General features: G+C 62.1%; 24 protein-coding genes and 1 pseudogene. 19 read left to right on the forward strand and 6 right to left on the reverse strand.

Annotated features, from left to right (window positions below; translation table 11 throughout):
- Positions 1-6: 6 nt before the first annotated feature.
- On the forward strand, positions 7-1,302 hold the full coding sequence (locus BJG93_RS33810; RefSeq protein WP_027196684.1) for a vWA domain-containing protein: 1,296 nt from the start codon (positions 7-9) through the stop codon (positions 1,300-1,302).
- 72 nt (positions 1,303-1,374) lie between these two features.
- Here BJG93_RS33810 and BJG93_RS33815 read toward each other — a convergent pair whose 3' ends face one another.
- Positions 1,375-1,761, reverse strand: coding sequence for an H-NS family nucleoid-associated regulatory protein (locus tag BJG93_RS33815; protein WP_231337709.1), 387 nt, complete (start codon positions 1,759-1,761; stop codon positions 1,375-1,377).
- A 64-nt stretch (positions 1,762-1,825) separates the two neighbouring features.
- Positions 1,826-2,290: a hypothetical protein gene (locus BJG93_RS33820; protein ID WP_027196686.1), complete on the reverse strand. Its 465-nt coding sequence runs from the start codon at positions 2,288-2,290 to the stop codon at positions 1,826-1,828.
- Between the two features lie 269 nt (positions 2,291-2,559).
- Between BJG93_RS33820 and BJG93_RS33825 the strand changes: the two genes are divergently transcribed.
- The 11 genes and pseudogenes from BJG93_RS33825 to BJG93_RS33875 all read left to right on the forward strand — a co-directional run bounded on the left by BJG93_RS33825 (position 2,560) and on the right by BJG93_RS33875 (position 13,232).
- Positions 2,560-3,606 (forward strand): CpaF family protein, encoded by a 1,047-nt coding sequence (locus tag BJG93_RS33825; RefSeq protein ID WP_027196687.1) that lies wholly within the window; start codon positions 2,560-2,562, stop codon positions 3,604-3,606.
- 17 nt (positions 3,607-3,623) lie between these two features.
- Entirely contained in the window at positions 3,624-4,016 is a 393-nt protein-coding gene (locus BJG93_RS33830; protein WP_027196688.1) for a hypothetical protein, read from the forward strand.
- Between the two features lie 6 nt (positions 4,017-4,022).
- Entirely contained in the window at positions 4,023-4,334 is a 312-nt protein-coding gene (locus BJG93_RS33835; protein ID WP_027196689.1) for a VirB3 family type IV secretion system protein, read from the forward strand.
- Positions 4,328-6,790, forward strand: a complete 2,463-nt coding sequence (locus BJG93_RS33840; RefSeq protein WP_027196690.1) for a VirB4 family type IV secretion system protein — start codon at positions 4,328-4,330, stop codon at positions 6,788-6,790. The genes BJG93_RS33835 and BJG93_RS33840 overlap by 7 nt, the downstream gene beginning before the upstream one ends.
- 27 nt (positions 6,791-6,817) lie before the next feature.
- A complete protein-coding gene (locus BJG93_RS33845; RefSeq protein ID WP_027196691.1) occupies positions 6,818-7,552 on the forward strand; it encodes a type VI secretion protein in 735 nt (244 codons plus the stop codon).
- A gap of 17 nt (positions 7,553-7,569) precedes the next feature.
- A complete protein-coding gene (locus tag BJG93_RS33850) occupies positions 7,570-8,610 on the forward strand; it encodes a type IV secretion system protein (protein ID WP_027196692.1) in 1,041 nt (346 codons plus the stop codon).
- Positions 8,607-10,001 carry a TraI domain-containing protein gene (locus tag BJG93_RS33855; RefSeq protein WP_027196693.1) on the forward strand — a complete coding sequence of 465 codons (1,395 nt, stop codon included), beginning with the start codon at positions 8,607-8,609 and terminating at the stop codon, positions 9,999-10,001. Before BJG93_RS33850 ends, BJG93_RS33855 begins: the two co-directional genes overlap by 4 nt.
- Positions 9,998-11,868 (forward strand): annotated as a pseudogene (traD, locus tag BJG93_RS33860) (conjugative transfer system coupling protein TraD). The gene BJG93_RS33855 and the pseudogene traD overlap by 4 nt, the downstream one beginning before the upstream one ends.
- Positions 11,869-11,877: 9 nt before the next feature.
- Positions 11,878-12,396 (forward strand): hypothetical protein, encoded by a 519-nt coding sequence (locus tag BJG93_RS33865; RefSeq protein WP_027196694.1) that lies wholly within the window; start codon positions 11,878-11,880, stop codon positions 12,394-12,396.
- A gap of 22 nt (positions 12,397-12,418) precedes the next feature.
- The gene (locus BJG93_RS33870; RefSeq protein WP_082194600.1) at positions 12,419-12,637 is read left to right on the forward strand and encodes a hypothetical protein; all 219 of its coding nucleotides are present in this window, start codon (positions 12,419-12,421) and stop codon (positions 12,635-12,637) included.
- Complete coding sequence (locus BJG93_RS33875; RefSeq protein ID WP_027196696.1) at positions 12,627-13,232, forward strand: DUF4400 domain-containing protein; 606 nt, start codon at positions 12,627-12,629, stop codon at positions 13,230-13,232. Before BJG93_RS33870 ends, BJG93_RS33875 begins: the two co-directional genes overlap by 11 nt.
- 72 nt (positions 13,233-13,304) lie before the next feature.
- Here the strand turns inward: BJG93_RS33875 and BJG93_RS33880 are convergent, their stop codons facing one another.
- On the reverse strand, positions 13,305-13,712 hold the full coding sequence (locus BJG93_RS33880; protein WP_027196697.1) for a hypothetical protein: 408 nt from the start codon (positions 13,710-13,712) through the stop codon (positions 13,305-13,307).
- 295 nt (positions 13,713-14,007) lie between these two features.
- Between BJG93_RS33880 and BJG93_RS33885 the strand changes: the two genes are divergently transcribed.
- The 3 genes from BJG93_RS33885 to BJG93_RS33895 all read left to right on the forward strand — a co-directional run bounded on the left by BJG93_RS33885 (position 14,008) and on the right by BJG93_RS33895 (position 17,345).
- Entirely contained in the window at positions 14,008-14,895 is an 888-nt protein-coding gene (locus BJG93_RS33885; protein ID WP_027196698.1) for a hypothetical protein, read from the forward strand.
- Positions 14,896-14,909: 14 nt separating this feature from the next.
- Positions 14,910-16,616, forward strand: coding sequence for an ATP-dependent helicase (locus BJG93_RS33890; RefSeq protein WP_027196699.1), 1,707 nt, complete (start codon positions 14,910-14,912; stop codon positions 16,614-16,616).
- Positions 16,617-16,832: 216 nt separating this feature from the next.
- Positions 16,833-17,345, forward strand: a complete 513-nt coding sequence (locus tag BJG93_RS33895) for a hypothetical protein (protein WP_154671794.1) — start codon at positions 16,833-16,835, stop codon at positions 17,343-17,345.
- A 63-nt stretch (positions 17,346-17,408) separates the two neighbouring features.
- Here the strand turns inward: BJG93_RS33895 and BJG93_RS33900 are convergent, their stop codons facing one another.
- The 3 genes from BJG93_RS33900 to BJG93_RS33910 form a co-directional block, all read right to left on the reverse strand.
- The gene (locus BJG93_RS33900) at positions 17,409-17,801 is read right to left on the reverse strand and encodes a bactofilin family protein (RefSeq protein WP_027196701.1); all 393 of its coding nucleotides are present in this window, start codon (positions 17,799-17,801) and stop codon (positions 17,409-17,411) included.
- 13 nt (positions 17,802-17,814) lie between these two features.
- The gene (locus BJG93_RS33905) at positions 17,815-18,648 is read right to left on the reverse strand and encodes a hypothetical protein (protein ID WP_027196702.1); all 834 of its coding nucleotides are present in this window, start codon (positions 18,646-18,648) and stop codon (positions 17,815-17,817) included.
- A 90-nt stretch (positions 18,649-18,738) separates the two neighbouring features.
- Entirely contained in the window at positions 18,739-19,362 is a 624-nt protein-coding gene (locus BJG93_RS33910; RefSeq protein WP_027196703.1) for a hypothetical protein, read from the reverse strand.
- Between the two features lie 632 nt (positions 19,363-19,994).
- Here BJG93_RS33910 and BJG93_RS33915 point away from each other — a divergent pair.
- The 4 genes from BJG93_RS33915 to BJG93_RS33930 all read left to right on the forward strand — a co-directional run bounded on the left by BJG93_RS33915 (position 19,995) and on the right by BJG93_RS33930 (position 23,835).
- The gene (locus tag BJG93_RS33915) at positions 19,995-20,261 is read left to right on the forward strand and encodes a DUF7696 family protein (protein WP_027196704.1); all 267 of its coding nucleotides are present in this window, start codon (positions 19,995-19,997) and stop codon (positions 20,259-20,261) included.
- Positions 20,258-21,661 (forward strand): recombination directionality factor, encoded by a 1,404-nt coding sequence (locus tag BJG93_RS33920; protein WP_027196705.1) that lies wholly within the window; start codon positions 20,258-20,260, stop codon positions 21,659-21,661. Before BJG93_RS33915 ends, BJG93_RS33920 begins: the two co-directional genes overlap by 4 nt.
- A 184-nt stretch (positions 21,662-21,845) precedes the next feature.
- The gene (locus BJG93_RS33925; RefSeq protein ID WP_027196706.1) at positions 21,846-22,331 is read left to right on the forward strand and encodes an NADAR family protein; all 486 of its coding nucleotides are present in this window, start codon (positions 21,846-21,848) and stop codon (positions 22,329-22,331) included.
- 85 nt (positions 22,332-22,416) lie between these two features.
- Positions 22,417-23,835, forward strand: coding sequence for a metallophosphoesterase family protein (locus tag BJG93_RS33930; RefSeq protein ID WP_027196707.1), 1,419 nt, complete (start codon positions 22,417-22,419; stop codon positions 23,833-23,835).
- Positions 23,836-24,021 lie beyond the last annotated feature (186 nt).

Here is a 24,021-nt window from a genome sequence, read left to right on the forward strand (position 1 = left end):
GCGGCCATGGACCCGCGTATCTCGAGGCAACGCACCGCACTGGTTCTCGATCAGCCATTCTTCGGGGCGCTCGCGCTCCGGCTGAAGGTTCTCGAAGATCCGTCCTGCAAGACGTTCTGGACCGACGGGGAATCGCTGGGCTACAACCCGGCCTACCTCGGTGGCCTGAACGATCTGGAGACCCGGGGCGTGCTCGCGCATGAGGTGCTGCACGTGGCCAACGGCCACTGCTGGCGTCAGGGCGATCGCGATCCGGAACTTTGGAACGACGCGTGTGACTATGCGATCAATCCGATCGTGCTTGAGGCAGGCATGCTGCTACCAAAGCGTGCGCTCGTCGATGCCCGTTTCAGGGGCAAATCGGCCGAGGAGATCTATGGAATCCTCGCGCAGGAGAAGCGGCAGAAGGAAAAGCAGCAAAAGCAGCAGCAGGAGGGGAAGGGCAAGCAGGACGGTGGCAAACCGGATGCGCAGTCTGGCCAGCAATCGGCTCAACCGCCGAAGCAGCCGGACGGCGCAACCGGGGGCAACAGCCCGCCACAGTCCACCAACGCGAACGGCGCGACCACTCCGGGCGCGAGCCCCAACCCTCACGCGACTCCCGATGCCGCACCCTCCTGTGGCGAGGTCCGCCAGTACACCGGCGAGGACAAGGCCCTGAAGGAAGCTGACTGGAAGGTGGCCGTGCTGCAGGCCGCGAAAGCGGCCAGGATGCGTGGCGCGCTGCCCGGAGCGCTGGAAGCGATGGCGACGGATGCCGTCGAACCCGTGGTCGACTGGCGGCCGATCCTGCACCGCTTTGCGCAGGAATCGTCGCCGACTGACTACAGCTTCGCGATGCCCAATCGCCGCTATCTGCACATGGGCCTGTATCTGCCGTCGTTGAACGAGCCAGCAGTTGGTGATGCTGTTTTCGTTCGCGACTCGAGCGGCTCGGTGTGGGATGAGACGCAGGCGCAGTTTGCTGCGGAAATCATCGCTGTGAATGCTGGCGTGCAGCCGCGCCGGCTGATTGTGATGGACTGCAACACGCGCGTGACACAGGTACAGATCTTCGAGCGCGGCGACGCGGTCGAGTTTGACCTGTTACCCGTGCGCGGCGGCGGTGGCACGTCGTTCGTCGAGCCGTTCGAGCGGCTGGCGAAAGAGGGCATCCGGCCGGCCTTCCTCGTCTATCTCACCGACATGGACGGCCGCTTTCCGGACGATCCTCCGGACTATCCCGTGCTGTGGGCTTCGACGACGCCGCTCAGGCGCGCGAAGAAGCCGCCATTTGGCGAGACGGTCGAGGTGATCTGTTAGTGACGATGTTGTCCATCTCCTTAACCCGAACCCGGCCGCGCGCCGGGTTTTTTTTCGCCTGTTCTCTCCGTTTCAGAAGAAGAGGTCAAGCTGGCGCGGGTCGATCTCACCGGTTTGAGCGGCGGGGTGTGGAGCTGGCCTCGCCTCAATACGGAAGAAGTCGGGATTGACGCCGGCATTTCGGGCCGCCCGCAGCCAGTCGGGCATATCGCCCACGCCGTTCCATTCGTTGCCGCGCGCGTCGCGATAAAGCGGCGGGTGGTCGATGTCATGCTGGATCGACTGCGCGAGTGCTTCGAGCGTAATGCCGAACTCGTCCATTCGCCGGCGAAGCCAGATGATGAGCCGCTCGCGCGCCTCGCCGTCTGCGATTTTCCCTTTCATCGTTGTGCTGTGCAGTGAAAGCAGGCAAGAAAAAGCCCGCACATAGGCGGGCTGAATCCATATCAGCGGAGACATGGAGGAGACGGGGGTAAGTATAAACCCGTATTCGAAACCGTGCACGTTGGGTGCGAACCGGTGTTCATGTCCGCCTGGGGGCGATCTGATCGAATGAGTCGCCCGCGCGGAAGCGGTCCAGTCTGTCGCTCGCGTCGGCGATCGCGGCGACTGGCGCGCGCCGAAGCTGAAGGTCGTAGGTACTGACGATCGTCGCGAATTGCGCGAAGCCATCATCATCCAGCATCCACACACCTCTATCGCGACCGCGGTCGAATGCCGAGGCAATCACCTCTTCGGCGCGCTGCATCTGTTCGAACGTTGCCGAGCCGTATCCGGCTTCCGCCAGCAGCCCCACAAGGATCATCACCTGGCACAGTGTCTGGGCGGCGCTCACGTTGCCTTGAGCTCGTCGCATTGCATCGAGGGCTATGTGCACCTGCAGGGAAAGTTCATCCGCCTGGACGCGCGGCATCGGCAACAGCAGGGTTTTCGAGCGGCGGGCACGGGCGGCCTGCGGGCTTGTGTAAAACGGAATTGTTCTTGCCATCGAGAATTGATGATTGGAAAGGCAATTGCGCCGCGGACATATCCACAATTTCCAGCTGCAGTTAGCCCCGAAAGCTATACGGTTTTTGTGAGCTTTCCGGGTTAAACCCATCAGCCGGCTGACGCGAGCGAGCCCGGCGCGATGCACAGCCGCGTGCATCAAGGCATCTATCGTCGGCGACGCGCAGCACGACGCTTCCCCCGAAAGCTCGCTGATTTGATCGTTCTTTCGGTCCGCTTCAGGTCGCAGCCAGCCTGAACAATAGCAGCATGTCAGAAGCTGCCGAGAATCCCCTGCTCAAACTGCGCCCGCTCGAAGAGAGCGCGGTACGCATGTTTTTCGAGTCGCTGCGTCCGTTGCGCGAGTACTTCGACGCGCCCGACGTCGCTGAAATCATGATTAACGATTTCAGCAACATCTGGATCGAACGCCGCGGCCAGATGCATCGGCTGGATCTCGCCCTCAATGAAGCGGTGCTTGACGGCGCGATCAGCGCGCTGGCGGCATCGGTCGACAAGTCAGCGGTCGCTGGCACCGCGCAGGGCATTATCAACGCGGGTCACAAGAACCTGCGTATCGCATCGGTGATGCGGCCCACCGCGATCGACGGCAATGCGCTGTCGATCCGCAAGCATCGTGACCAGCACCTGTCGCTTCACGACTACGTGAACATGGGGGCGTTTTCCCTTGTGAACGCCCGCCAGGACAAGGAACTCGATCTCTTCCCGCCGGGCATCCAGGACGATGCCCTGCGTGAGGCCCTGACCGCGATGGTCCGATCCCGCCGCAACGTTCTCGTCGCTGGCGGCACGTCCTCGGGCAAGACCACGTTGCTCAACGCGCTCAATGCCCAGATTCCCGAGGACGAACGCGTCATCACGGTCGAGGACACGATGGAACTGAAGCTGAGCGCACCGAACCGCGTGCGGCTTCTGTCGAACCCAGACAAGGGTGTGACCACCCAGTTGCTCGTCGCCCTGTGCCTGCGCTTTCGGCCCGACCGGATCATCGTGGGCGAAGTGCGCGGCGGCGAGGCCTACGACTTTATCCAGGCACTGAGCACCGGGCACGACGGCGGCATGGGCTCGATCCACTCGAACGACGCGCGGGGCGGTCTGAGCCGCCTTGAAAGTCTCGCCATGCTCGGCGTGCCGCCGGGTAGCCGCTGGGAACTGGCGGATATGCGCAAGGCAGTGGCCGACTGCTTCCACTACGTCATTCACCTTCGCCGTACAGGCGAGCTGCGTCACGTTTCTGAAATCCTGGAAATCCGGGGATTCAAGGACGGCGACTACGTTCTCAACCGCGTTTTCTAACCCATCGGAGTTGCCGAATGAAGAAATACCTGCCTGAGTTTCTCGCAACCGCGCGCGCGCGCGCGCGAGCGTTGAGCCGCTTTATCTGGACGCGTTTCCTCACGCGCCGGGAACTGCGTTCGACCGTCGTTGCGGCATCGCTCACCGCGATGGCACCCTTCGCCTCGGCCACCGACCTGACCGATCTCGGCTCGGCGACGGACGTCATCTGTCTGATCTCGGCCTATATCAGTGGCCCCTGGCTGTATGGCATCGGCATTGTGCTGATCATCGTCGGCGCCGTCGCGATCGGCAATTCGGAAAGCACGATCGGCAAGATCATTTCCACAGTCTTCGTTGGCCTCGGCCTCGCGGCGTGTGCCATTCCGATCGTGAAAAACCATCTTCACGTCACCTATACCTGCACCTGAGTCCCCATGCGTCAGCCCACACGCGTGAGCCGTTCTCTTTCGCTGCCTCGCCAGATGGGCGGGGCAGATCGCGGACTCGCGATTGCAAACGGCACGATGACCATGCTGCTCTGCTACACCAGCATGACGCCGACGTTTCTCGTCGTTGGCATCGCTGTTCACTGGCTGTTGCGCTGGAAAAGCTCGAAAGATCCGTGGTGGAAACAGGTCATGCTCGTCTACAACCGCTATGCGGACGTTTATGAGCCACTGCCGACGACCAGGTTTTCGGCCCGGTTCAAACGGCCCTATGGTTTCGACCAGGACCTGCCATGCTGAAGAAAAGTCTGAAGCGTCGCTCGATCCAGGAAATCGCCCCATGGGCGACGATGGTTACGCCCGAACTGATCCTCGACAAGGACGGGTCGCTGCTGACCGTCTATACGTTTGATGGCGTGGACGCCGACAGCCCGAACGCATCCGACATCTCGGCCGCGCGCGATAACCTGGATCACGCATGCAAGAACTTCGACCACCGCATCACCGCATGGTGGAAGCTCTCTCACCGGCGTGTCAAAGGCGACATCGGCGGGACGTTCGAGTCGTCCATGGACGCGCGCGTCGACGAAATCAACCGCGCCCACGTCGCCAGCGGCCGATATTTCCGCAACACGCACTCACTTGCGCTCGCCTTCACGCCCGAAACCGGGGTCAACAAGATCTTCGAGAAGGTCGCGTACCACATGACGGTGGGCGGCAAATCGATGCCGCTGGCCATCTTCGAGACCGTCAAGGACTCGGTGCTCGCGCGAAGTGCCTTCGCGTTCGATATCGAGCGGCTGACCGCGGACATCAAGCGGTTCGAAGGCGTCATCGATGCGTTCAAGGGCGGGGTCACGCGCCTGAGAATGAAGCGTCTGCAGTTGCAGAACGCGCTCGCGTTCCTCCATCAGGCGGCCAATCCATCGGTGCCTCCGCGGCGCGTCCGGTATCCCGTCACGATGCTCGATACCCACCTGACCGAGAGCGAAGTCACGATCGGTGCCGACACGCTGATGTTCGAATCGGCGCACGGCAAACGGTACGCGAAGATCGTCGCCGTGAAAGAGTGGATGGGCTTTCAGGAGGCGGCGCTCGACGTGCTCGCGGAAGTCGACGCCGAACTGGATATGTGCGTGATGTTCCGCTTTCTGAGCACGACGAAGGCGAGCGCGTACATCGAGAAGATCCGCAAGTTCTACAAGGTCGCCGCGTTCAACCCGTGGTCGATCATCAAGGCGTATTTCTCGAAAGAGGAGCAGAAAAACGACGAGGGGCGGGAGCGCCTCGCTGACGAAGCGGAAAAGGCGCTGGCCAAACTCGTCGCGGACGGGCAGCAGTTCGGCTTTGCGAACATCTCGGTGATCGTTTATGGCGATACGCTCGAGGAGTGCGACGACGCGACGCGGGAGGTGATCGGCCGCATCGGTAACGCGGGGTTCGGCGTCATTCTTGAGCGGGACAATCTCTTTGCCGCATGGCAGACGACATTGCCGGGCCGGTGGGACCAGCAAAGGCGCCTGCAGTTTGTCGAAACACCCGCTGTTTCCGACATTGCGCCGGTGCGCAGCGTATCGGAAGGCGATACGGTCAATGCGTGGCTCACGCAGCAGTCCGGCGAGAAGACGGGGCCACTTACGATGCTGCCCACGCGTCACAGGACGCTGCAACGTGTGAGCCTGCACCATCCGGGCGGCAAGTCGCACGCACTCGTGATTGGCCCGATCGGCGCCGGCAAATCAATCTTCCTGAATTTCCTCGTCTCGCAGACCGGGCGCCACAAGGCGCGGCGAATCCGCTTCGACAAGGACCGCTCGACCCGCATCCCGACCGTTCTCGCGGGTGGAAAATTCGTCGACGCGACGGGGCGCTTCGAGGCCTCGACCTCGGTCAATCCGCTCTCGCTCCTGCATGATGAAAAGCACTTCGCGTACGTTGCCGAGTGGGTGCAGATGGCGATCGAGGACGATGACTTCAGATGCTCGCCGCAACAGCAACGCACGATCTTCGAGAAGGTTACCGTCCTCGGCAAAGGCTACGCGCGCGAACTGTGGACACTGTCCAACCTGAACGCCCTTCTGCCGGCGGAGCTGCGCGACCGGCTTGCGGTATGGACACAGGGCGAGAAGAACGGTCGCTTCTTCGATCACGTCGACGACGCGTTCTCACTGTCCGACGACATCTCGATTGAAATGGGAGATCTGTTCCAGAACTATCCGGTCGCCGCGGCACTTTTCATGGACTACGCGTTCTACCGGATCGCGCAGTGGCTTGACGGCAGGCGCTACACCGTCATCGAGGTCGAGGAGGCGGGCTTCTTCTTCCAGTATCCGCGCTTCTACCAGCGGCTGGAAATCTGGGCGGTGACGATCCGCAAGCTGAATGCGACCTTACTGCTCGCGACGCAGTCGCTGTCCCAGGTCGCGCGGATACCGAACTTTGAAATTCTCAAGGAAAACATCCCCAACATCTTCTATTTGCCCAACAAGGATGCAAAGAACAATCTGCATCTGTATCGCGATCTGTTTGGGCTGACGGAACACCAGATCGACATGCTGGCCAACGCCGTGCCGAACCGGGACTACCTGTGGGTGACGCCTGACCAGACCCGAATGCTGCAGGCGAGCTTCCCGAAGGAAACGCTGGCGATGTTGCGCTCCGATGGCCGCGCGCAAGCCGTGCTCGACAGGCACTACGCGCCCGGCGCACCGGACTGGCGCGAGGCGTACCTGCGCGAAATGATGACCCTCGACTGACCCGACGTGAAAAAAAGGAAATCAACGATGAAACAGATCCTTGGCCGCCTGACGCTCGGCGCAGGCCTGATGCTCGGTATGTCGCAAGCTGCGCATGCCGTGCTGCCCGTCATTGACGCGTCGAACCTCGCACAGAACATCATCACCGCGGCGAAGGCCGTCAAGACCGAGATCTATCAGGACAGCAACATCGCCTACCAGTACCAGATGATGGCTAACCAGCTGCTGCAGGCGACCAATCTCGACCCGGCTGCCATGAAGGCACAGTACGACCAGATCACGGGCGACATCAGCAAGTACAGGCAGCTTGCGAGCACTCTCACTGACATGTACGGAGACCTCAGCCAGGGTAGTCAGTGGATCAGTCACGTGCAGACCCTGATTTCCCGCTCGGGCAAGTCGAATGACCAGTGGTTCGCGGACATGGCGACGCTCTACAACCAGCGTGACAGCGAGGCGACGCGTCTTTTCCAGACAGGCAATGACGTGATGGTGCATGCCCAGACGCTGGCCAAACGCCGCGAGGACTTGCAGTCGCAGCTGTCGCTCACTCCGACAGCGCAGGCGACCGCCGAGATGACTACGCATTACCTGGACATTGTGTCGAGCCAGATGAGTGATCTGATCCAGATGACGGCCGGCAAGCAGCAACAGGATGCGCAGAAGCAGTCAATTGCCAACCAGGATGACAGGAATCGCGCGACGGCCGCCAGGAGCTTCCAGGACCAGCAGGACGCAGAACGCGCGTCCTACGGCTTCTGAAACGGCAGGGTCAAAATATGCTTCGTTATCTGAACCGGATTTTTCTAACGTTGCTTGTGCCGTTGTGCGTGTTGGCGTGCCCGCGCGTCGCGTTTGCCGACGATCCTACGACCCTGCCGGACGGCACGGTGGTTCCAGCTTCCAACGTCCCCAGTCCATCGACGTCGGCGGTCTCGGCTGCCTCGCTCGTCAAACCCGGAGAACTCGGAAAGGGCGCTTCAAAGGCGATCACGACGATCACCGCGATGTTTGCGTCGGTGGTCAGCACCGCGGCCGACGTGAGCAGGAGCATCAGCCAGGAATCGGACAAGTTCGCCAGTGGCCTTGCCGTGCTCACGATCGTGCTGGCCGCAATCCGCTTCGCCGCAACGAAAGACCCCGTCATGGCGTGGGTCGCGCTGTTCGAGGAACTCGGGATGCTGGGCATTTTTGCATCGTTCTACATCGGATACGCGACCTGGGTGCCATCGTTTTACAAGTGGTTCCAGACACTGTCGTCCGAGATCGCCGGTGGCACGAACATGGGCAGTTCGCTCAGTATCATCGGCAATGCCGCGAGTCAGCTCTTCGACTCCGTCGTACTGGCTTTCAAGGGTGCCGGATGGACCGAATACATCTCGGTGCTGGTCGGCGTCGTGCCGCTTCTTGCAGCGTATCTGCTCCTGTCGGTCACGGCGGTCGTGTTTCTGTTCTTCATCAACGTGGGACAGCTCCAGTTCGCATGTGGCGCGGTGATGGGCCAGATCGCGTTCGCGCTCGGGTTTTCGTCATTCACGCGCAGCTACTTCAAGTCGTGGCTCGACTTCATGATCAGCGCGGGCATGTATATGGTCGTGGCCGCCATCATGATGAAGCTGGTCACGGGTACTCTCGTCAACGCAGTCCATGACGCGGCCGCAGCGGGACTGAGCACGGCACTCTCGGCAGGCTACGTGTTTGACCTCGCGGTGTTCGTGTTCCTGGTGTCATTCGAGATCCCGAAGATTGCCGGGATGTTCGGTGGTGGGACAGGCGTAACCGGCGGGGCACTGGCCAAACTTGCGAAGCCGCTGCTATGACCGCGCACGCACCCATGAGCGTGGACGCGCTGATTGCACAGTATCAGCGTCGCGAAGATCTGATCGTCCAGTGTGCGAACGAAGCTAACCGGAGCGAGCTGGAGCGCAAGTGGCTCGCGGTGCTGCGCGGCTGCGCATCGTGGTTCTCGTCGTTGCCGCTAGGCCCGGATCTGTACCGCGAACCGGGTGGCGCCTTTCGCGCGACGATCGAGACGGCGTTCTATGCCATGCGCCTGGCCGGTGGCCAGAAGTTCGGCACCAACCTGCCTTCGGAAAAGCGCCGCCGCATCGAACCGCAGTACAACTATGCGGTGTTTTTGGCTGCGGTTTGCTCGCGGCTCGATGAACCATACCGGCACTTCGCCATCGAGCGCGAGAGCGACCGTGCACTGTGGAATCCGCCGGTTCACGGCCAGTTCGGTCCGTGGCTCGCCGGATCGTCATACCGCCTGACGCGGCACGACAATCCGCTACCGGTCGAACGGATGCGTACCGGCATGCTGGCACAGATGCTGGTGGGCCCCGAACTGCTGGCAGGTCTCGACGCCGAAGTGCTCGCCGAACTGTTTGGTGCGATCAACCCGAACATGCGCCCCATCGAGGCCGAGTCGCTCCTGCATAAGGTGGTCCGCCAGGGGGTAAGCACCGCCGATGAGTTCGACCGCAAGGCGCAGCGTGGGGTGTTCGCACCAGTGCAGTTCGCCGTGCCGTCAGCCGTGCACGTCGCCGCCGAGTTGGAGCCCGTTGCAGCGTCGCCGGCACCAGCCGCAGTCGTGCCCGCCGCGGCCGCACCGACCGCACCGACCACACCGACCACACCGACCACACCGACCACACCGACCACACCGACCACACCGACCACACCGACCACACCGACCACACCGACCAATCCGGCACCGACCAGTCCGGCTCCGCCCGTCGCCGCTCCCATTTCGCCCGCTCCGGCAGTTGCTCCGCCGTCCGGCACGGCCGTTGACCCATCGACGGGAGAAATTATTCCTTCCCCGGGACATGCGGACATGGCAACCGCCCTTTCCCCTGCACCGGCGGCCGCTGCGGTCGATCCCGCTGCCATGCGCACACCGGCAGCCGCGGCCAGTCAGTCGAAGCCGACGAAGGCGCCAGCATTCGACGAGGTACTCAAGGGCCTGCCTAACTCCGTGCGTGAACTGTTTCAGGCACTCAGTGAAGACGTGGCCAGTGGTAAGGCGGCCGTGCAATGGACCGAAAAGGGACTCGTCGTGCCAAAGCGTCTGATCGGCAGCTACGGCATTGCCGCGAGCACGCTCGTTGAACACATGCGCAAGCGCAGCCTGATGGTCGCCGATGCGCCGACCGAAGTCACGCTCGCACCCCGCGCGGGGCAACTCATACTCGCGAGCCCCCAGTGAACAGCTACATCAACCATTTCAGGCCCATCTACGAAGTACGCGCGGCGGCGTTCTGGCTGACGGCGATCGTACTATTGCCCGTGTCGGGCATGCCCTATGGCTGGGCGTTCGCACTGGTGGCGCTGGCGTTTTTCGGTGTGCGCTTCCTGCAGATCTGGCGCGCGCTGAATTTCCGCATGGCCATCTCGACCAAGTGGCTGACGACGCTTGAGGTGCCAAAGCTGCTGCAGATCCAGAAACGCATGCGCGCCGAAGCGAATTCGATGTATCTCGGCATCGGCTACGAGTGGACGCAGAAGCATTGCCAGATTGCCCATGACATCCTGCGCATGCCGACGACGGATATTCCGGGTTTGCCGCACTGGCTCAACCGGACGAAGACAGGCCGCAGGATCGAGGAAGCCATCGAGGGCATGTTCGCCCCCAAAGACAGCATCCGCGATCGCATGCCGCAGGGCTCGTCCTGGATTCACGGCATGGAGCCGAAAAAAGCGCTGGTGCCGTTTCACTACAAGGCGATGGGCGGTCACACGCTGGTCGGCGGCACGACAGGCGCGGGCAAGACGCGCGCTTACGAGGTGATCTCGACCCAGGTCATCCACCTGGGGGACGTGCTGATCATCGTTGACCCGAAGAACGACGCCGAGTGGAAACGGCGCGTCGAGAAGGAATGCCAGCGCGCCGGCCGGAAGTTCCTGTACTTCAACCAGGCCAAGCCCTCCGAATCGATCCGGCTGAACCCGATCGAAAACTGGTCGCAGCCGTCGGAAATCCCGAGCCGCATTGCACAGCTGATGGAAGAGGGGCCGTTCCGCGACTTCGCTTTCCTGTTTATCGACCGTGCCGTGAAGGGCGAGCTCTACATTGGCGACAAGCCGACCCTGCGCTCGATCCTCAAGTATGCGCAGTCGGGCATCACATCGCTGCTCGAAAAAGCCCTGAAACGCTTCTTCGTTGAACAGGGGCTTTCCGACTGGGAGCAGCAGGTCGCTACCGAAACGACGCGGCAGGGGCAGCGCAACAATGCCGCCTCGCTCGTGGACGGCATGATCGGGCTTTATAACGCGCAGTTCGCGTCACAGGAGCGTGGCAACGAAGCCATCGACGGGCTGATTGCGACCCACGTGCACGACCGCGAGCACTATATGCGGATCATCGCATCGGCGCTGCCGCTGCTGCAGATGCTGGCAACGGGCGAGACGGGCCTGATGCTCGCGCCCAAGGCCGACGACTTCGAGGACGAGCGCGAGATCTGGGACATCGACAAGGTCATCAAACAGAAGGCTGTGCTGTACATGGGGCTCGATTCGCTGTCGAACAACATCGTGCAGAAAGCGATCGCGTCGATGATCCTGTCCGATGTGGCGGCCGTCTGCGGCTCGATCTAAACTTCTACGATTCGCCGCCTGAAGTCGTGCTGATCATCGACGAGATTGCAGAAGCGATCAACGAACAGGTGATCCAGATCCTGAACAAGGGGCGCGGTGCGGGCTTCAAGGCGTTCGTCGCATTCCAGGCGCGAGCCGACCTCGAAGCCCGGCTTGGAAACGCCGCCAAAATGCTGCAGGTTTTGGGCAACCTGAACAACCAGATAATCCTACGATTGGAGGACAGCGATACGGCGCAGTGGTTCTCCGACAAGGTCGGCGAAACCGCGATTCGCAACCTGACGCTCACCGGCAGCACGAGCACGGGGAGCGAAGCGCATATCGGTGAATTTACTGGGTCCGTTTCACGTTCGCTTCAACTGGAGAAGGTTCCGCTGATTCCAACCCGCCTGATTCACGGCCTGCCGAACCTGCAGTACTTCATGCGCATTTCGGGAGCCGCGGTGTATCAGGGCCGTATTCCAATACTTCAAGGCTAAAAACCACGCATGTCTTCCGTATTCAAAAAAATCATCCGCGAACACAAGTTGTCGTCCCGCCTGATTCCCGTTTTTACCGTGGCGCCGGAGCTTGAACTCGCGTGCGCACGCGTGGCCGATTTCATCGGGGAGAAGTTCATGGGCGAGCGCGAGCCGCTCGTCAAGGAGATGCTGGACTGCGGGCTGGCCGCCTACAAGCGCACCCGTAAGACGGGCAACCCGCACATCGCGTTCATGCAGGGCCTGTTTTCCCGCGCACACCTGCTCTATGCGCGCCGCTACGTGGCGGTTGACGGCGACCGCTATCACGTCTGGCCGCCGATGTTCGAGCCTGTGACGACGTTCGAAGCCCGATACGCGAAGCTCGAAACGGGGATATTCGACGAGCGCTGCCCGGAATCGATCACCCAGCGCTCAGCCGCCTTCCAGCTGGCCGCGCGCGCCCTGACTGGCGAAAACTTCCGACTCTATTTCGAGGACTATGATGTCGGTCACGCTTTTTCTGATAGCGAAGCTCTCGAGGGTTGAACCGGACATCGCGCGCCGAGCGATGTCGACTGCCAGCGCGATCGACGAGATGGAAGGGGGGCGGCCGGCAGAGTTCTCGCGCGGACCGAACGCGATGGCCTTCGCGCTGGCGCTTTTTGTGGCGCGGCGGCCCGTGCATTTCTATCTGGGCCTCGCGGGGCTGGTCGGCTTTCCGGTCTACATCCTTGTGCGCATCGGGTCGTTCCTGATCGAGTGGGGGATGCACGCGTATGGCCAGTAGCCGGTTTGTCTCCCACGTCAAATGGTGGTTCTTCTTCGTCCCGCTGATTGCCGTGTTCATCATGCCGGCCATTCCTGACCCGTCGCTGTTTGCGGTGCCGCCCGAGGAAGCCGATTCCGTTGCGGCGATTGTCGGGGTCGAGCGGGGCGACGAGGTGGTTGAAAAAACCAACGAACGGTTCAGGGCCTGGTTCGTACAGACCGGTCTCGTGCGCGCAACCATGAACGCGACGCGAAGCGGCGATGTTGGCGATGGTGGAGTTTCCGACTTCGCCCGCACCTGGGTGCACAATTTCTGGCACGAGCTGTATCGGGTCGTCTACCGCGCGAGCGTCATGAAGCTGTGGATCTTCGGCACACTGATTTTCTGTCTGGCGGCGTTCTTCGACGGTGCGACGCGTCGCAAGATCAAGGCGTCGGCAGCGGGTTTTGCCAGTCCGCTGTCGTTCCACCTGGCCGGTCACGGCATCCTGCTGGTGTTCGGTGTTGCCTTCGCCGTTCTCGTCGCGCCCATCCCGGTGCTTGCGCCGTGCTGGATCGCCATCGCCGCGGTCCTCGGCGCGCTGTTGTGGCATGCGGCGTCGTCGTACCAGTAACCGGTTGCCCCAAAAGCTATACGGAAAACGGCATCATTCCGGGTTAAGGCCGTCAGCCGGCTGACGGCATATTCATTCCGGCTCACCTTGGGGGCAGAGCGTTTTCAACGCCCCATAAAGCCACGGCGCGTTGATCCGGCCCCAGGCGGCCCCGTCAAACCGCTGTCTGGCCACCACCTCACCCGATTCATCGAGCAAGGTCGTTGCCCTGCGCATGATCGTCAGACGCTCGCAATTGAGGACCTGTTCAGAGACCGCCTGGGTGAAGAACACCTGCTGCTGATATGTGGGAGGCAGTCTGGTGCTGACACGGGTTGGAAAGGTTTCCTTCTCGAGAAAGCTTATGAGTCCGTCGTCATGGCGTATCGAATCGAAATCGATGTAAATACGATGGGGCCTGTCGGCCTGTTGAACCCAGTTCTCAGCATGTGCGGCGATGGCACTGCAAAGCATGCAAAAACTGATGATTGTCTTTTTCATGTCGCGCTCTTAACTTGTGAGGACCGCGAGCCCCGGCCCGAATCCCCGTCGTCAAACACGCGACAGTCTACTCGACTGTTGATCGGAGTCGGGAGTGATTGTGGGTCACGCGACCACCGCGGCTAAAGCCGCTCACGCACGCAAGCATGGGCGAGGCGGTAGCTTGGTCTGATTCCCGACTGGTCGGAAAGACGCTTCAAATCATGCATGTTTTGACGGTCCAGGCGAGGTGAGGATCGCAACAATAGGGACATGCCGCGCGCGTGCGCGTGCACTTTCCACAGGGACCCCTCACATGAGCACCATCTCCGAAGAGACCAACCTCGACGCCGCAAACCAGCCGTCGGCTGACAACAGCGATGCGGCGGCGGGCCACCGGGCAACTGCTGACGATGCCGCAGGTGTCTCGCCGGCGAACCAGCATGCGACTACGGATGGCGCGGACGGCGGCGAGATCGAACTCGAGCTGCAGCAGATGGAAGACGCGGCAAACACCCTCGAGAAGGAAGGGATGATCAGCGATTCCGAAGCTGCGCAAAAGCGCGAGCAGGTCGCCCGTACGCGAAAGCTGTTCCGCGAATTGTCGCCGGCCGAGCGCGCCGCGATCGTGCGTCGCCGCCGCGAAATCGGCCGCGAACTGATGGACCGCCAGCTCTCCGGCGCCGCAGTGGTCGCCGCGACGGTGCGCCTGAATCACACGCGCCTGAAGCCGCTGTTTGAACAGTGGTGGCCATACCTGAACCGCATGAGCATCAACATGCAGCGCTTTGGCCGCTCGACGTTCGGCGCAGAGGACCAGGGCACGGTCACCGCGTGGCTGGAAAAGCAGGTCACCGACCTCGAAGCGTATGTCGATGAGCAGCTTGGCGTCGCTCAGGACTTCCGGGAGAAGACCGAGCAGAAGCTGCGTGAGCAGGGCGACATCGTGTTCGCGCCGACCGTGACGAAGCCGTCACTCTCGATCGAGGTCGAGGCGTATTCGCGCTTTTCGATGCGTCTGCTGTCGCTGCTGATGAAGTTCGACCGCGTGATGGACAACTTCGATTTTCTCGTCTGGAACGGCATTCGCGACCAGTCGGACGTCGACGAGGAGACGGCGCGATTTCTGCGCAAGTTCCATCCGATTGGCGTGCGTGGGTACATGACCCACCTGCGCCTGATGACCACGGTGCGCGGCCGCTGACCGTTGGAGCGATCATGCTCGATGGCCTGAATCCCCAGCAGCGCGAGGTTGCCGAACACCGCCGGCACTGTGTTGCGATCGCGTGTCCGGGCGCGGGCAAGACGAAGACGATTGCTGCCAAGGCCGCGCTCCTCCTCTCGCAGCGCACGGCGATCGTCGGTGCCGTCACGTTCAGCAAGGATGCGGCCGTGGAGTTGCGCGACCGTATCCTGGCGCTGGCGGGCAGTCAGGCGAGGAGTCGGCTCGTTGCCGGGACCTTCCACTCGCTGGCGTTCCGGCAGTTGGGTCAGCCCGGGGGCAAACGGCGGGACATTGCATCCGATGGCGATCGCATGGGTCTGATTGCCCGTGTGATCGCGGAGCTCGGGCTCGAATGGAAGCCTGAAGAAGTCGTGCCCGTGATCGAGCGGATCAAGACCAATTTTGGTCGCGTCGAGGCGGGCACCGCGGACGCGCAGCTCTATGAGGCGTATCAGGAAGCGCTTGCCCGCAACGGCAAGATCGATTTCCAGGACATGCTGCGTCTCGCGGTGGCGGGCATGGAGGCGGGAGACATCACACCATACGGCTTTACGGATCTGCTCGTTGACGAGTTCCAGGACACGGACCCGCTGCAATACCGGTGGGTTGAGCTTCACGCGAGAGCCGGGGCGCAGGTGACGATCGTGGGCGACGACGACCAGAGCATCTATGGTTTCCGCGCCGCGCTTGGCTTTCGCGGAATGGAAAGCTTCGCGGCGTCGTTCAATGCACAACGGGTGGTGCTGGGCAGCAACTACCGCTGCCGCAGTGAAATCCTCTCGGCCGCTGATCGGGTGATCCGCAATAACGCCGATCGCATTCCAAAGGTCCTGCAGGCCGAACGCGGCGCCGGCGGCTCGGTCGCGACGAGGCGCTCCGACGACGAATATGCGGACGCAGTGGCGGCGGTGGAATCTCTGCAACCGCTGCTCACGTCCGGGAAATCGTGCGCCATTCTTGCGCGCACGAACCGCATCCTCGACCCTATCGAGGCGGTTTGCCGATCGCATGGCGTACCGTACTACCGGGCGTCCGGCAGTTCGGTACTGAACCGGCCACAGGGCGCGCTGATGTGCAACCTGCTCGAAATCGTCGAGGGCCGCAAGCACAACGGGCTTGATGCGGTCCTGGGCTACATGGGGATGAGTTCGGCTCACCTCGGGGCACTGCACCGCGACATGGGGGCGGCGCTCGTGCAGCGGCAGAAGAAGGATCTGGTCGCGCTCGGGCTGTCTGAAGACACGGCCACCACCTACCGCGCTTTCATGAAGCGTCTGGGCGAATGGCAGCTGATGTGCGAGCGCCGTTTCTACTCGCTTGCGCTCGACGGCGTGCTGGAACTGATGATGACTTACGCGAAGGCCGATGCGGCGATTCGCGCGATCCAGGGCACATACGACGTGCTGTCGCGACTGAACGGCACGTTTGCCGAGCGGATCGAATATCTGAAGCGGGACAACAACAAGCCCGCGGACGGCGCGCTCGTACTCACCACGATGCACAGTTCGAAAGGACTGGAATGGGACCACGTCTGGATCACGCGTGCCGAAGAGGGGGTCGTGCCCGACGAGAAAAGCACCGAGTCTGAGGAACGCCGGCTTTTCTATGTCGCGATGACGCGCGCTCGCGACGGCTTGACCATCGCGACGATCAGGAAAAATCCCGTGTCGCGATTCGTCATCGAATCGGCCATCCAGTAGGCATTTATCCTCATGCTTAAGCGAGTGTTAGAAAAATTCGGCTACGCATCGATGCCGACGCTGAGTCTCGTGCCACGGTGCGACCCAGCCCGGCGAGCGTGCCCTGCGTGAACTGCACGCCGACGGATTCGAGCGGGAAAGGGCGAGGATCGACGCGCTGTGCCGTGGCATGAGGACGGTGACGGCTTTCACTACGCGATCGGCCGAGAGAACTGGATGCCGCTGGCGGTGGCCGGATTCTCGTTGACTGGCAACGGCGAGTGCCAGGCGTGGCTACAACAGACGCTACGGGCGCGCGTGGGTATTGGTGAGGACGTCCTCTCGTCGTTGTCCGCAGCTAACAGACCCGCGGCGGATTGCTTTCGCGCCGGCCTCGACAGATCCGAGGCACCGCGTGGTGCCGCATCGACAGCGGGTGCAGAGCAGGACATCGCACCGCTGCTCAAGGCAGATGAAATGGCGGAATTGTTTGCGCTCACGTGGATGCGCTATCACCTTGCGTCGCCTTTTGGCAGGCTCGGCAATTCGGCGGCGTACAACAGGCTCGCCGTGCATCACTCGCTGCGACACGCGGCGCAGACCAACCAGCATGCGCTAGATCGGGTGCTGGAATGGCTGACATTCTGGCTCGAAGCGCGCGGCATGCCGGTCGACGGCAAGGAGCACACGGTAAATGTGCCGGGCTATCAGGCGCTCTATTTCCGCTCCGATGCCACGATGTCGCCGTGATGCCTGACGCTGCAAAATAGAAGGGGCGCCGTGCGCCCCTTTCTTCTTTTCCCCTTCGGGGCATCAGACGTTCGATGCCGCTCGTGACAGCTGCTGCACGTTGCTTGCAGCGTTTTCTATGGTCAGGTCGCTCTTGCGCCTGAGCTGACCCTCGAGCGAGGCATGCGGGCCGAGCCGGATGGTGCCGTAGTAGAACACGTTGCCTTTTACGCGACCGTTGATTTGGAGAATGCCGCGTGCATGCACGTCGCCCTCGACTGTGCCGTCGATCCGGACGTGCTCGCCCTGAACCTGCCCCTTGACCATGCCGCCCTGACCAACGTGCAGCAGGCCAGCGTTGGACACCACGTCGCCGTCCACTATGCCGAAGAGACTCAGGCCATGATCAAGGATCACACTGCCGTGAACGGACAGGCCTGCGGAAAGCAGCGTGACGTTTGGACCTTGTGACTTCATCGCGGGGATACTCCTAGAAAAGTTGAACGTCGCCGGATTTCGCGGCAGGCGCTTTCGACGGCGTGGGCGTGGTGGTCGCCGGCGCGGCGGGCTGCTCGTTCGCCGCCGGCTCGTGACGCGTGATGTGATGCAGGGGGCGCAAGGCGGGCTTTGCGGATGCATGCGACTGCTCTGCTGGCGCGGGTGCAGCGGGTGCCGTCGGCGCTGCAGTCGCCGCTCCGGGCGCGGGCGAGGCAGTGGGTGTTGACGCATTCTGGCCCGGTGCCGGTGTTGCCGTCAGTGCCGGAGCCTGCGGTGCGGCGGCCGCGCGCTGAGCGTGGATCGGAGACGCAGCGGCGCCTTGTTCCGGACGGGTCGATTCGGCTGCCGTCCGCGGGTCGATGCGGGCGGCCGCCGGCGGCATTGCGAGCGAGCGGGCATCGACGTTCGCGAGACCGGACGGGCCGCTCGCTTTCTGCATGTCGAAGTCACCCGCCGTCAGTGGTTTCGCGGGCGCCGCATTGACAGGCATTGTGCTGTCGTCCGTGGACTGCGCTGCGGTGGAGGCGCGAGCTGATGCGGGAGCCACAGCCGCTGGTGCCGGTTGAAAGCTCTCATGTGTGGCGTGCCACACGCGCGCCGCGCTCATTCCGGCCAGACCGGCAAGGGCCGCGACGGCAACGCCGATCAGCGCAGGGCGTCTTGCGGTACGCAGTGCCGCGGTCAGCGTACCGCCATGAGAGCGCAGGAATTTGCCGCCTTCGGGCGCGGGTAACGCGGGCATCGCGGCGTTGTGGCTGGTGATGTCGATGACGACGGGTTGTCCTGAATACTGGGCGTGCAGTGCCTGAATTTGCCGTAGATCCATATGTTTTCCTCAGCAGGGTGACAGGTCGAGCGTATCCATCCGGCAGCAGAGTCAAGCGAGCCGGAATCCTGAAGGCGTGAAAGAGGTCGATCAGCTTTCGCGGCGCTGGCCGTCGGGGTCGTACTGGTCGTTGTCGGGCATGCACACCTGAACGATGTGCTTCAGTCGCCGCTCCGCGTTCGCGAGAATGTTCGCGCGATTCTGGTCCGTGATCTTTCGCTCGATCATTCGCTCGGTCGAGCGCACGAAGACCCGGTCATACTGGGTCAGGCATCGCACCAGCAGACCTGCGAGCGGACGCGTGATCGTCAGTTCGATCAGTTCGTGTGGCATTTCCAGGGGACGCGCTTCGTGGCGCGCCAGCCACTCATCGGTCTTGCCGAGCCAGTTCGAGGTATCACGCAATGCTTTTTCGAGGGCCTTGACCTTGCCCCCGCGTGCGACAGCAATCTTCGACGCGCAGAAGTTGTAGTCGGACCTGATGTAGTTGCGGGCGAACTGCGAGCTATACCGGAGCACCGTCTTGGCATCGGACTCCGGGTTGATCCGTCCAATCCGGCTGTCGCTCGTCAGGCGTGCGATGGGCGTCAAGCCGCTTGCGGACGGCGAGGGGGTAGCCGGTGCGGCAGGACTGGCGACACTCAGCGCTGTACGCCCGGTGCTGCCTTCCGGCTGCCGCTCGGGCTCGGGGGAAAGTTCAAGGACTGCGGCCATGGTTTTTTCGGATGTGGTCTCTCTCACCGTCCATTGTCAACGCGAGTCGTCTGACGAATGCAGGCAAAAGCTATGCCGTTTTCGTTATCTTTCGGGGGATCGAAGGCAGGGTTTTGCGCAATACTGACTCTACTTCTCGCGTCCCTGACGCATCGACACTGACCCGGCTAGCCCGGAGTCCGTCTTCTGTCCCAAGTCGTGCCCTGCGCATGCTCCGACCAGCTGGCAACTGGTGTGGAATCTTCTGCTGATGAGCGCCTAGCCCGCGCTCCCCATCTTTCAGTCATAAAACTCGTCGCCGGCCGCATTCATTTGCGCCGCGGCATCGTTCGGACCCGGATCATTCGGGTGTTCTCTCTCCAGAGCCCATCTGGGTAGAACGATCGTAGTGGACTGATCCGTGATCCTGCGGCGGAATGCATTTTCCGAAAATGGGCTGTTGCGCAGCGTGACCATGCTGCGCGAGGGCGACTTACGCCCTCGTATCTGAGCCTCACGGCTCCCTGAGCGCCACGACCCCGGAAGGGTTGTGGCGCTCGGGTCATTTCATCCGAATCCCGAAGCGCGTTCCTCTCACCGAGGAACGCGCTTTTTTTTCGTCCTTCTGTTCCTGTCCCGCACGGAGGTCTTCCATGCTTGCCGACCGTCTTGACGAGCGTATTGCCGAAGCGATCAGCCACACGATCGCTCAGGAACGCGCATCTGCTGATACCGCATCGCCCGCATGGCGAATGCGGTGCGAGGTAGCAAGGATCGCGACATATAGCGAACCCGAGCGCCGCATTTTTCTTTTACATGTTGCTGAGCGCCGCGGCGAGGCAGCGGCGCACGAACTGGAGCAGTCGGCCAGCGAAATGCGCACTACGGCAATCTTTTTTCTCGCGAGGAAACCCTCATGAACGCAGTTCCCAGCTTGCTCAACGGCCCTGCGCGCAGCGTCGTCGAAGAACGGGCCTTGCGCCCGCCGGTGATCGGACACATCCGGCCTGGCATCAAGGTGCTCACGTCGAGAGCCCGCGCCAACAATCGCGCCGTTGAAATCTATAACGACCTGGTTGCGGCGGGTGATTCGTTCGACACGATCGGCAAGGTGATCGAATCGAAGTGCAACCTGAAAAATGCTCTTGCGCCGAAGAACACGCCGTATTTCACGTGTCGCCGCTCGGACTTCACTAATCCCGACGTCGCCGACGAAATCCTCAGGCTGTATGGCGAGGATCGTGGCGAAGGCCTGAAGCTATACCGCTTCCCGGTGCTGTTCGCCTTCAACGACTGGATGCAGAACCTGCCGAACCAGATGGCCGTCTACGGCACGAACGGTCGCAAGTTCTTCTCGCAGTACGAGCGCGATGGCATCCGCTACTGCATGACGTACGCGAAGGTGGAACGCGATCAGCGTGCGCAACGCGCAGTTCGCCACTTCGGCGGCCGCACCGTCATCCGGCGGCAGGACGAAGCGATTCCTGACGGAATCTGCGACCCCGAACAGTGTCCGCAGTATCAGGCGCGACATTGCAACCTGTCGGCGAGCTTCATCTTCGCCGTGCCGGATATCAAGGGTCTGGGGCTCATCGAGTTGCCGACGAATTCGATCTATGTGCTTCAGAAGGCGTATTCGGCCATGCAGACCGTGCAGCTCGCCAGAGGCAAGCTGACCGGGACGCGTTTCTGGATCACCAAGCGCGAGTTCGATATTACGCGGATCAACGAGAACGGCGAAGCGGTCCGGGCGAAGCAGTTGCTGACCGTGCTCGACGCTGACATCGACATCGGTGCGCTGCTCGATGGGGCCGATGACGCGGTCCCGGCGATCGAAGCGGCCGCCAATGCCGTAGCGTTGCTGGAACCCGGCGGCAACGTTGTCCCAATCGGAGGCGGACTGACGGCGGCTGTTGCAGACGACGCAGGTGACGGGGTCACCGGTGAAGTCGACGACCGCTTGCCCACCGAACAGGAATCGGGACGGCCACAGCCAGTAGCTGTCGACAGCGGCTCTGAAGCGGGGCATGCGCATCAAACCACGCCTTCACTGCAAGCTGATGGGAACACCGAAGGTGTAGCCGAGTCGCTCGCGGACAAGCTGGACCGTATGTCGGACCTGCTCAAGCGTCTAGGCTTAAGCGCGGAAAACCGCAAGGAGGATTTCCGGGTTTTTGCGCACACAACCTATGGCCGCGGATGGGTCGAGCGGCCACAGGACGTCGACAGCATGAACGAGCGTCTTGAAAGGGCACTGGGTGATCGCACAGCGCTCGATCGCGAGATTGCGGCGATCAGGCAGCCGAAGTTCTTCGACTGACCTGCTTCATCCCTTGCCGCAAAGTCTTATGCCAGCCCTTCGGGGCTGGCTTTTTCTCCATTCCCATTGTCGAGAACATTTCAGCAAGCCGGTGTTTGCTAAAGCGTTTTCGACCGCGCATTTGCGCATCGAAACCATGCCGCCTGAAGCGGCCATTCCATGTCAATCACCAGGGAGGTCGTCCATGCGCACGATCGGGCGCTATACCGCGTTTTTCGGCGCGGACGATGTGTTGAGCAACTGGCATCCGTGCCGTTTCACCTATCACGGTGTGTCCTTCTCGTGTGTCGAGCAGTTCATGATGTACGCGAAGGCACGGCTTTTTGGAGACGACGCGTCCCCAGCGAGGATTCTCGCAACGCATGATCCCATGACGCAGAAGAGGGTCGGCCGCAAGGTCAAAAACTTCGATCTGGATGCATGGGTTGCGCGGCGAGAATCGATCGTCTTCGTTGCCTGCCGCGAAAAATTTGCGCAAAACCGTGAACTACGGTCCGTGTTGCTGTGGACAGCGCCGACGGTGCTGGTTGAGGCTAGTCCCTACGACCGGATATGGGGTGTTGGACTTGGCGAACGGGATCCACGCCTGACCGACGAGTCGCAATGGCGAGGCCAGAACCTGCTGGGCATCACGCTCATGAAGGTTCGGGACGTGCTCACTGCGCACTGACCACCTGCATTTTTCCTGCGTCCTTCCGGGCGCGCATTCCTTTCTGGCTGCCGTATGGCGGCCATTTTCATTTCGGGAGGCGATTTTGCGACTCGCACATTTCTCTGACCTGCATTACGCGCCGGACAATCTCGCGGAGTCGGATCGCTGTTTCAGCTTCGCCGTCGGCGACGCGATACTCAGTGGCGCGAAAGTCGGCGTCATCTCGGGCGACTCGACCGATCACCGGCTCGACGCACATGCACCGTCGCTCAATGCACTGGCTACGCAGATTCACCGGCTCGCGACCGCGATGCCTGTTCTCATGCTTCAGGGCACGTTCTCGCACGAGCCGCCAGGTACGCTCGATAACTTCGCGCTGATGGGCGGCACGCATCAGATCTTCGTGGCCGACCGGTTCTCACAGGTCGCGCTCATCGACGGCCGATTCTGGGCATCGACAGGGCCGGTGTTCTCGGATGACGAACTGCGCGGGTTTATTGGCGTGAAACCGGAAGTCGTCTTCACCTGCCTTCCCACAGTCAACAAGGGCCAGCTGGCTGCGAGCGTTGGCGCGCTCGAGGCCGGTACGGGAGTGGGCGACGTGCTTGCCGCATTTCTGGCGGCGGCAGGCCGGGTGAACAGACAGCTTCGCGCAGCAGGAATCCGCACCGTCGGTGTCTCACATGGCACGGTCAACGGCTGTACGACCGAGCACGGTGTCGTGATGGCGGGCTTCGATCACGAGTTCTCCCTGACCGCGCTGTTCGACGCCGACTGCGACGGCTTCATGCTCGGCCACATCCATAAGGCGCAGCAGTGGGAACGCGACGGCAGGCTTGTCGCATACCCCGGCTCGATTGGCCGGTTTCACTATGGCGAAGAAGGCGACAAGGGCTATCTGTCGTGGGACGTTGAACCGGGCAGTGCGACAGCAACGCTGGTGGCGACCCCGTCGCGTCAGATGATCTGTGTGGACTTCGACGGACCACCGGATATTGCGCAGCTTCAGGAGATCGCAGCGCACGCCGGCGACAAATTCGTGCGTGTGCGCTGGCAGATCGATGAAGAGCACCGTCAGGTTGTGGATCGTGACGCGGTCAGGGCGCTCTTTTCCGGCGCCGCGGACCTGAAGATCGAGTCACGCGTGTTGCCGGTTGTTCGCAGCCGCGCCCAGGGCATCAGCCTGGAGACGAGCGTCGAGGGGAAACTCGGGCGCTGGTGCGAACTGGCCAACATCGACGCAGGCCCGCTTCAAGACCGGTTGCAGCTGCTCGCCTCTGGCGACGTGGACGCGATCGCGGCCGGCGTGCTCGCCGGTATCGATTCTCAGCCTGAATCGCCCCCTGAGTTGCACCCTGAATCGCACCCTGAAACGTCGGCGCTCGCCACGGTGCTCGCGCACCCGGCAGCGTCGCTGGACACGGCAGACGAAGCCGCGGCCAGGCCCGTCGAATCGGAGACGCAGGTGCCCGTTGCACGGGCGTCGCTGGACTGGCTCAACGATGATCTGTTTGCGGCCTAGCCGCCATGGCGGGAGTGGCCTTCAAGGCACTCCCGCACGGAACACAGCCGTGTTCCGGAAGCCCGTCCGCCACCGTATCGCGGCGGGCTGCCGGAACAAGGTTCACCCGCGGCCCTGACGCATCGATCGCAGTCCGCTACATCTATCTTCTTCCCTAACCCTGGCGGGGATTCATCCCCTCAGGGG

Source organism: Paraburkholderia sprentiae WSM5005 (assembly GCF_001865575.2).
Classification (GTDB): domain Bacteria; phylum Pseudomonadota; class Gammaproteobacteria; order Burkholderiales; family Burkholderiaceae; genus Paraburkholderia; species Paraburkholderia sprentiae.

What these genes read in the sequence shown, in the direction of transcription:
- BJG93_RS33810 (WP_027196684.1), top strand. Translation starts at nt 7, where the DNA reads ATGGACCCGCGTATCTCGAGGCAACGCACCGCACTGGTTCTCGATCAG.
- BJG93_RS33815 (WP_231337709.1), bottom strand. Translation starts at nt 1,761, where the DNA reads ATGTCTCCGCTGATATGGATTCAGCCCGCCTATGTGCGGGCTTTTTCT.
- BJG93_RS33820 (WP_027196686.1), bottom strand. Translation starts at nt 2,290, where the DNA reads ATGGCAAGAACAATTCCGTTTTACACAAGCCCGCAGGCCGCCCGTGCC.
- BJG93_RS33825 (WP_027196687.1), top strand. Translation starts at nt 2,560, where the DNA reads ATGTCAGAAGCTGCCGAGAATCCCCTGCTCAAACTGCGCCCGCTCGAA.
- BJG93_RS33830 (WP_027196688.1), top strand. Translation starts at nt 3,624, where the DNA reads ATGAAGAAATACCTGCCTGAGTTTCTCGCAACCGCGCGCGCGCGCGCG.
- BJG93_RS33835 (WP_027196689.1), top strand. Translation starts at nt 4,023, where the DNA reads ATGCGTCAGCCCACACGCGTGAGCCGTTCTCTTTCGCTGCCTCGCCAG.
- BJG93_RS33840 (WP_027196690.1), top strand. Translation starts at nt 4,328, where the DNA reads ATGCTGAAGAAAAGTCTGAAGCGTCGCTCGATCCAGGAAATCGCCCCA.
- BJG93_RS33845 (WP_027196691.1), top strand. Translation starts at nt 6,818, where the DNA reads ATGAAACAGATCCTTGGCCGCCTGACGCTCGGCGCAGGCCTGATGCTC.
- BJG93_RS33850 (WP_027196692.1), top strand. Translation starts at nt 7,570, where the DNA reads ATGCTTCGTTATCTGAACCGGATTTTTCTAACGTTGCTTGTGCCGTTG.
- BJG93_RS33855 (WP_027196693.1), top strand. Translation starts at nt 8,607, where the DNA reads ATGACCGCGCACGCACCCATGAGCGTGGACGCGCTGATTGCACAGTAT.
- BJG93_RS33865 (WP_027196694.1), top strand. Translation starts at nt 11,878, where the DNA reads ATGTCTTCCGTATTCAAAAAAATCATCCGCGAACACAAGTTGTCGTCC.
- BJG93_RS33870 (WP_082194600.1), top strand. Translation starts at nt 12,419, where the DNA reads ATGTCGACTGCCAGCGCGATCGACGAGATGGAAGGGGGGCGGCCGGCA.
- BJG93_RS33875 (WP_027196696.1), top strand. Translation starts at nt 12,627, where the DNA reads ATGGCCAGTAGCCGGTTTGTCTCCCACGTCAAATGGTGGTTCTTCTTC.
- BJG93_RS33880 (WP_027196697.1), bottom strand. Translation starts at nt 13,712, where the DNA reads ATGAAAAAGACAATCATCAGTTTTTGCATGCTTTGCAGTGCCATCGCC.
- BJG93_RS33885 (WP_027196698.1), top strand. Translation starts at nt 14,008, where the DNA reads ATGAGCACCATCTCCGAAGAGACCAACCTCGACGCCGCAAACCAGCCG.
- BJG93_RS33890 (WP_027196699.1), top strand. Translation starts at nt 14,910, where the DNA reads ATGCTCGATGGCCTGAATCCCCAGCAGCGCGAGGTTGCCGAACACCGC.
- BJG93_RS33895 (WP_154671794.1), top strand. Translation starts at nt 16,833, where the DNA reads ATGCCGCTGGCGGTGGCCGGATTCTCGTTGACTGGCAACGGCGAGTGC.
- BJG93_RS33900 (WP_027196701.1), bottom strand. Translation starts at nt 17,801, where the DNA reads ATGAAGTCACAAGGTCCAAACGTCACGCTGCTTTCCGCAGGCCTGTCC.
- BJG93_RS33905 (WP_027196702.1), bottom strand. Translation starts at nt 18,648, where the DNA reads ATGGATCTACGGCAAATTCAGGCACTGCACGCCCAGTATTCAGGACAA.
- BJG93_RS33910 (WP_027196703.1), bottom strand. Translation starts at nt 19,362, where the DNA reads ATGGCCGCAGTCCTTGAACTTTCCCCCGAGCCCGAGCGGCAGCCGGAA.
- BJG93_RS33915 (WP_027196704.1), top strand. Translation starts at nt 19,995, where the DNA reads ATGCTTGCCGACCGTCTTGACGAGCGTATTGCCGAAGCGATCAGCCAC.
- BJG93_RS33920 (WP_027196705.1), top strand. Translation starts at nt 20,258, where the DNA reads ATGAACGCAGTTCCCAGCTTGCTCAACGGCCCTGCGCGCAGCGTCGTC.
- BJG93_RS33925 (WP_027196706.1), top strand. Translation starts at nt 21,846, where the DNA reads ATGCGCACGATCGGGCGCTATACCGCGTTTTTCGGCGCGGACGATGTG.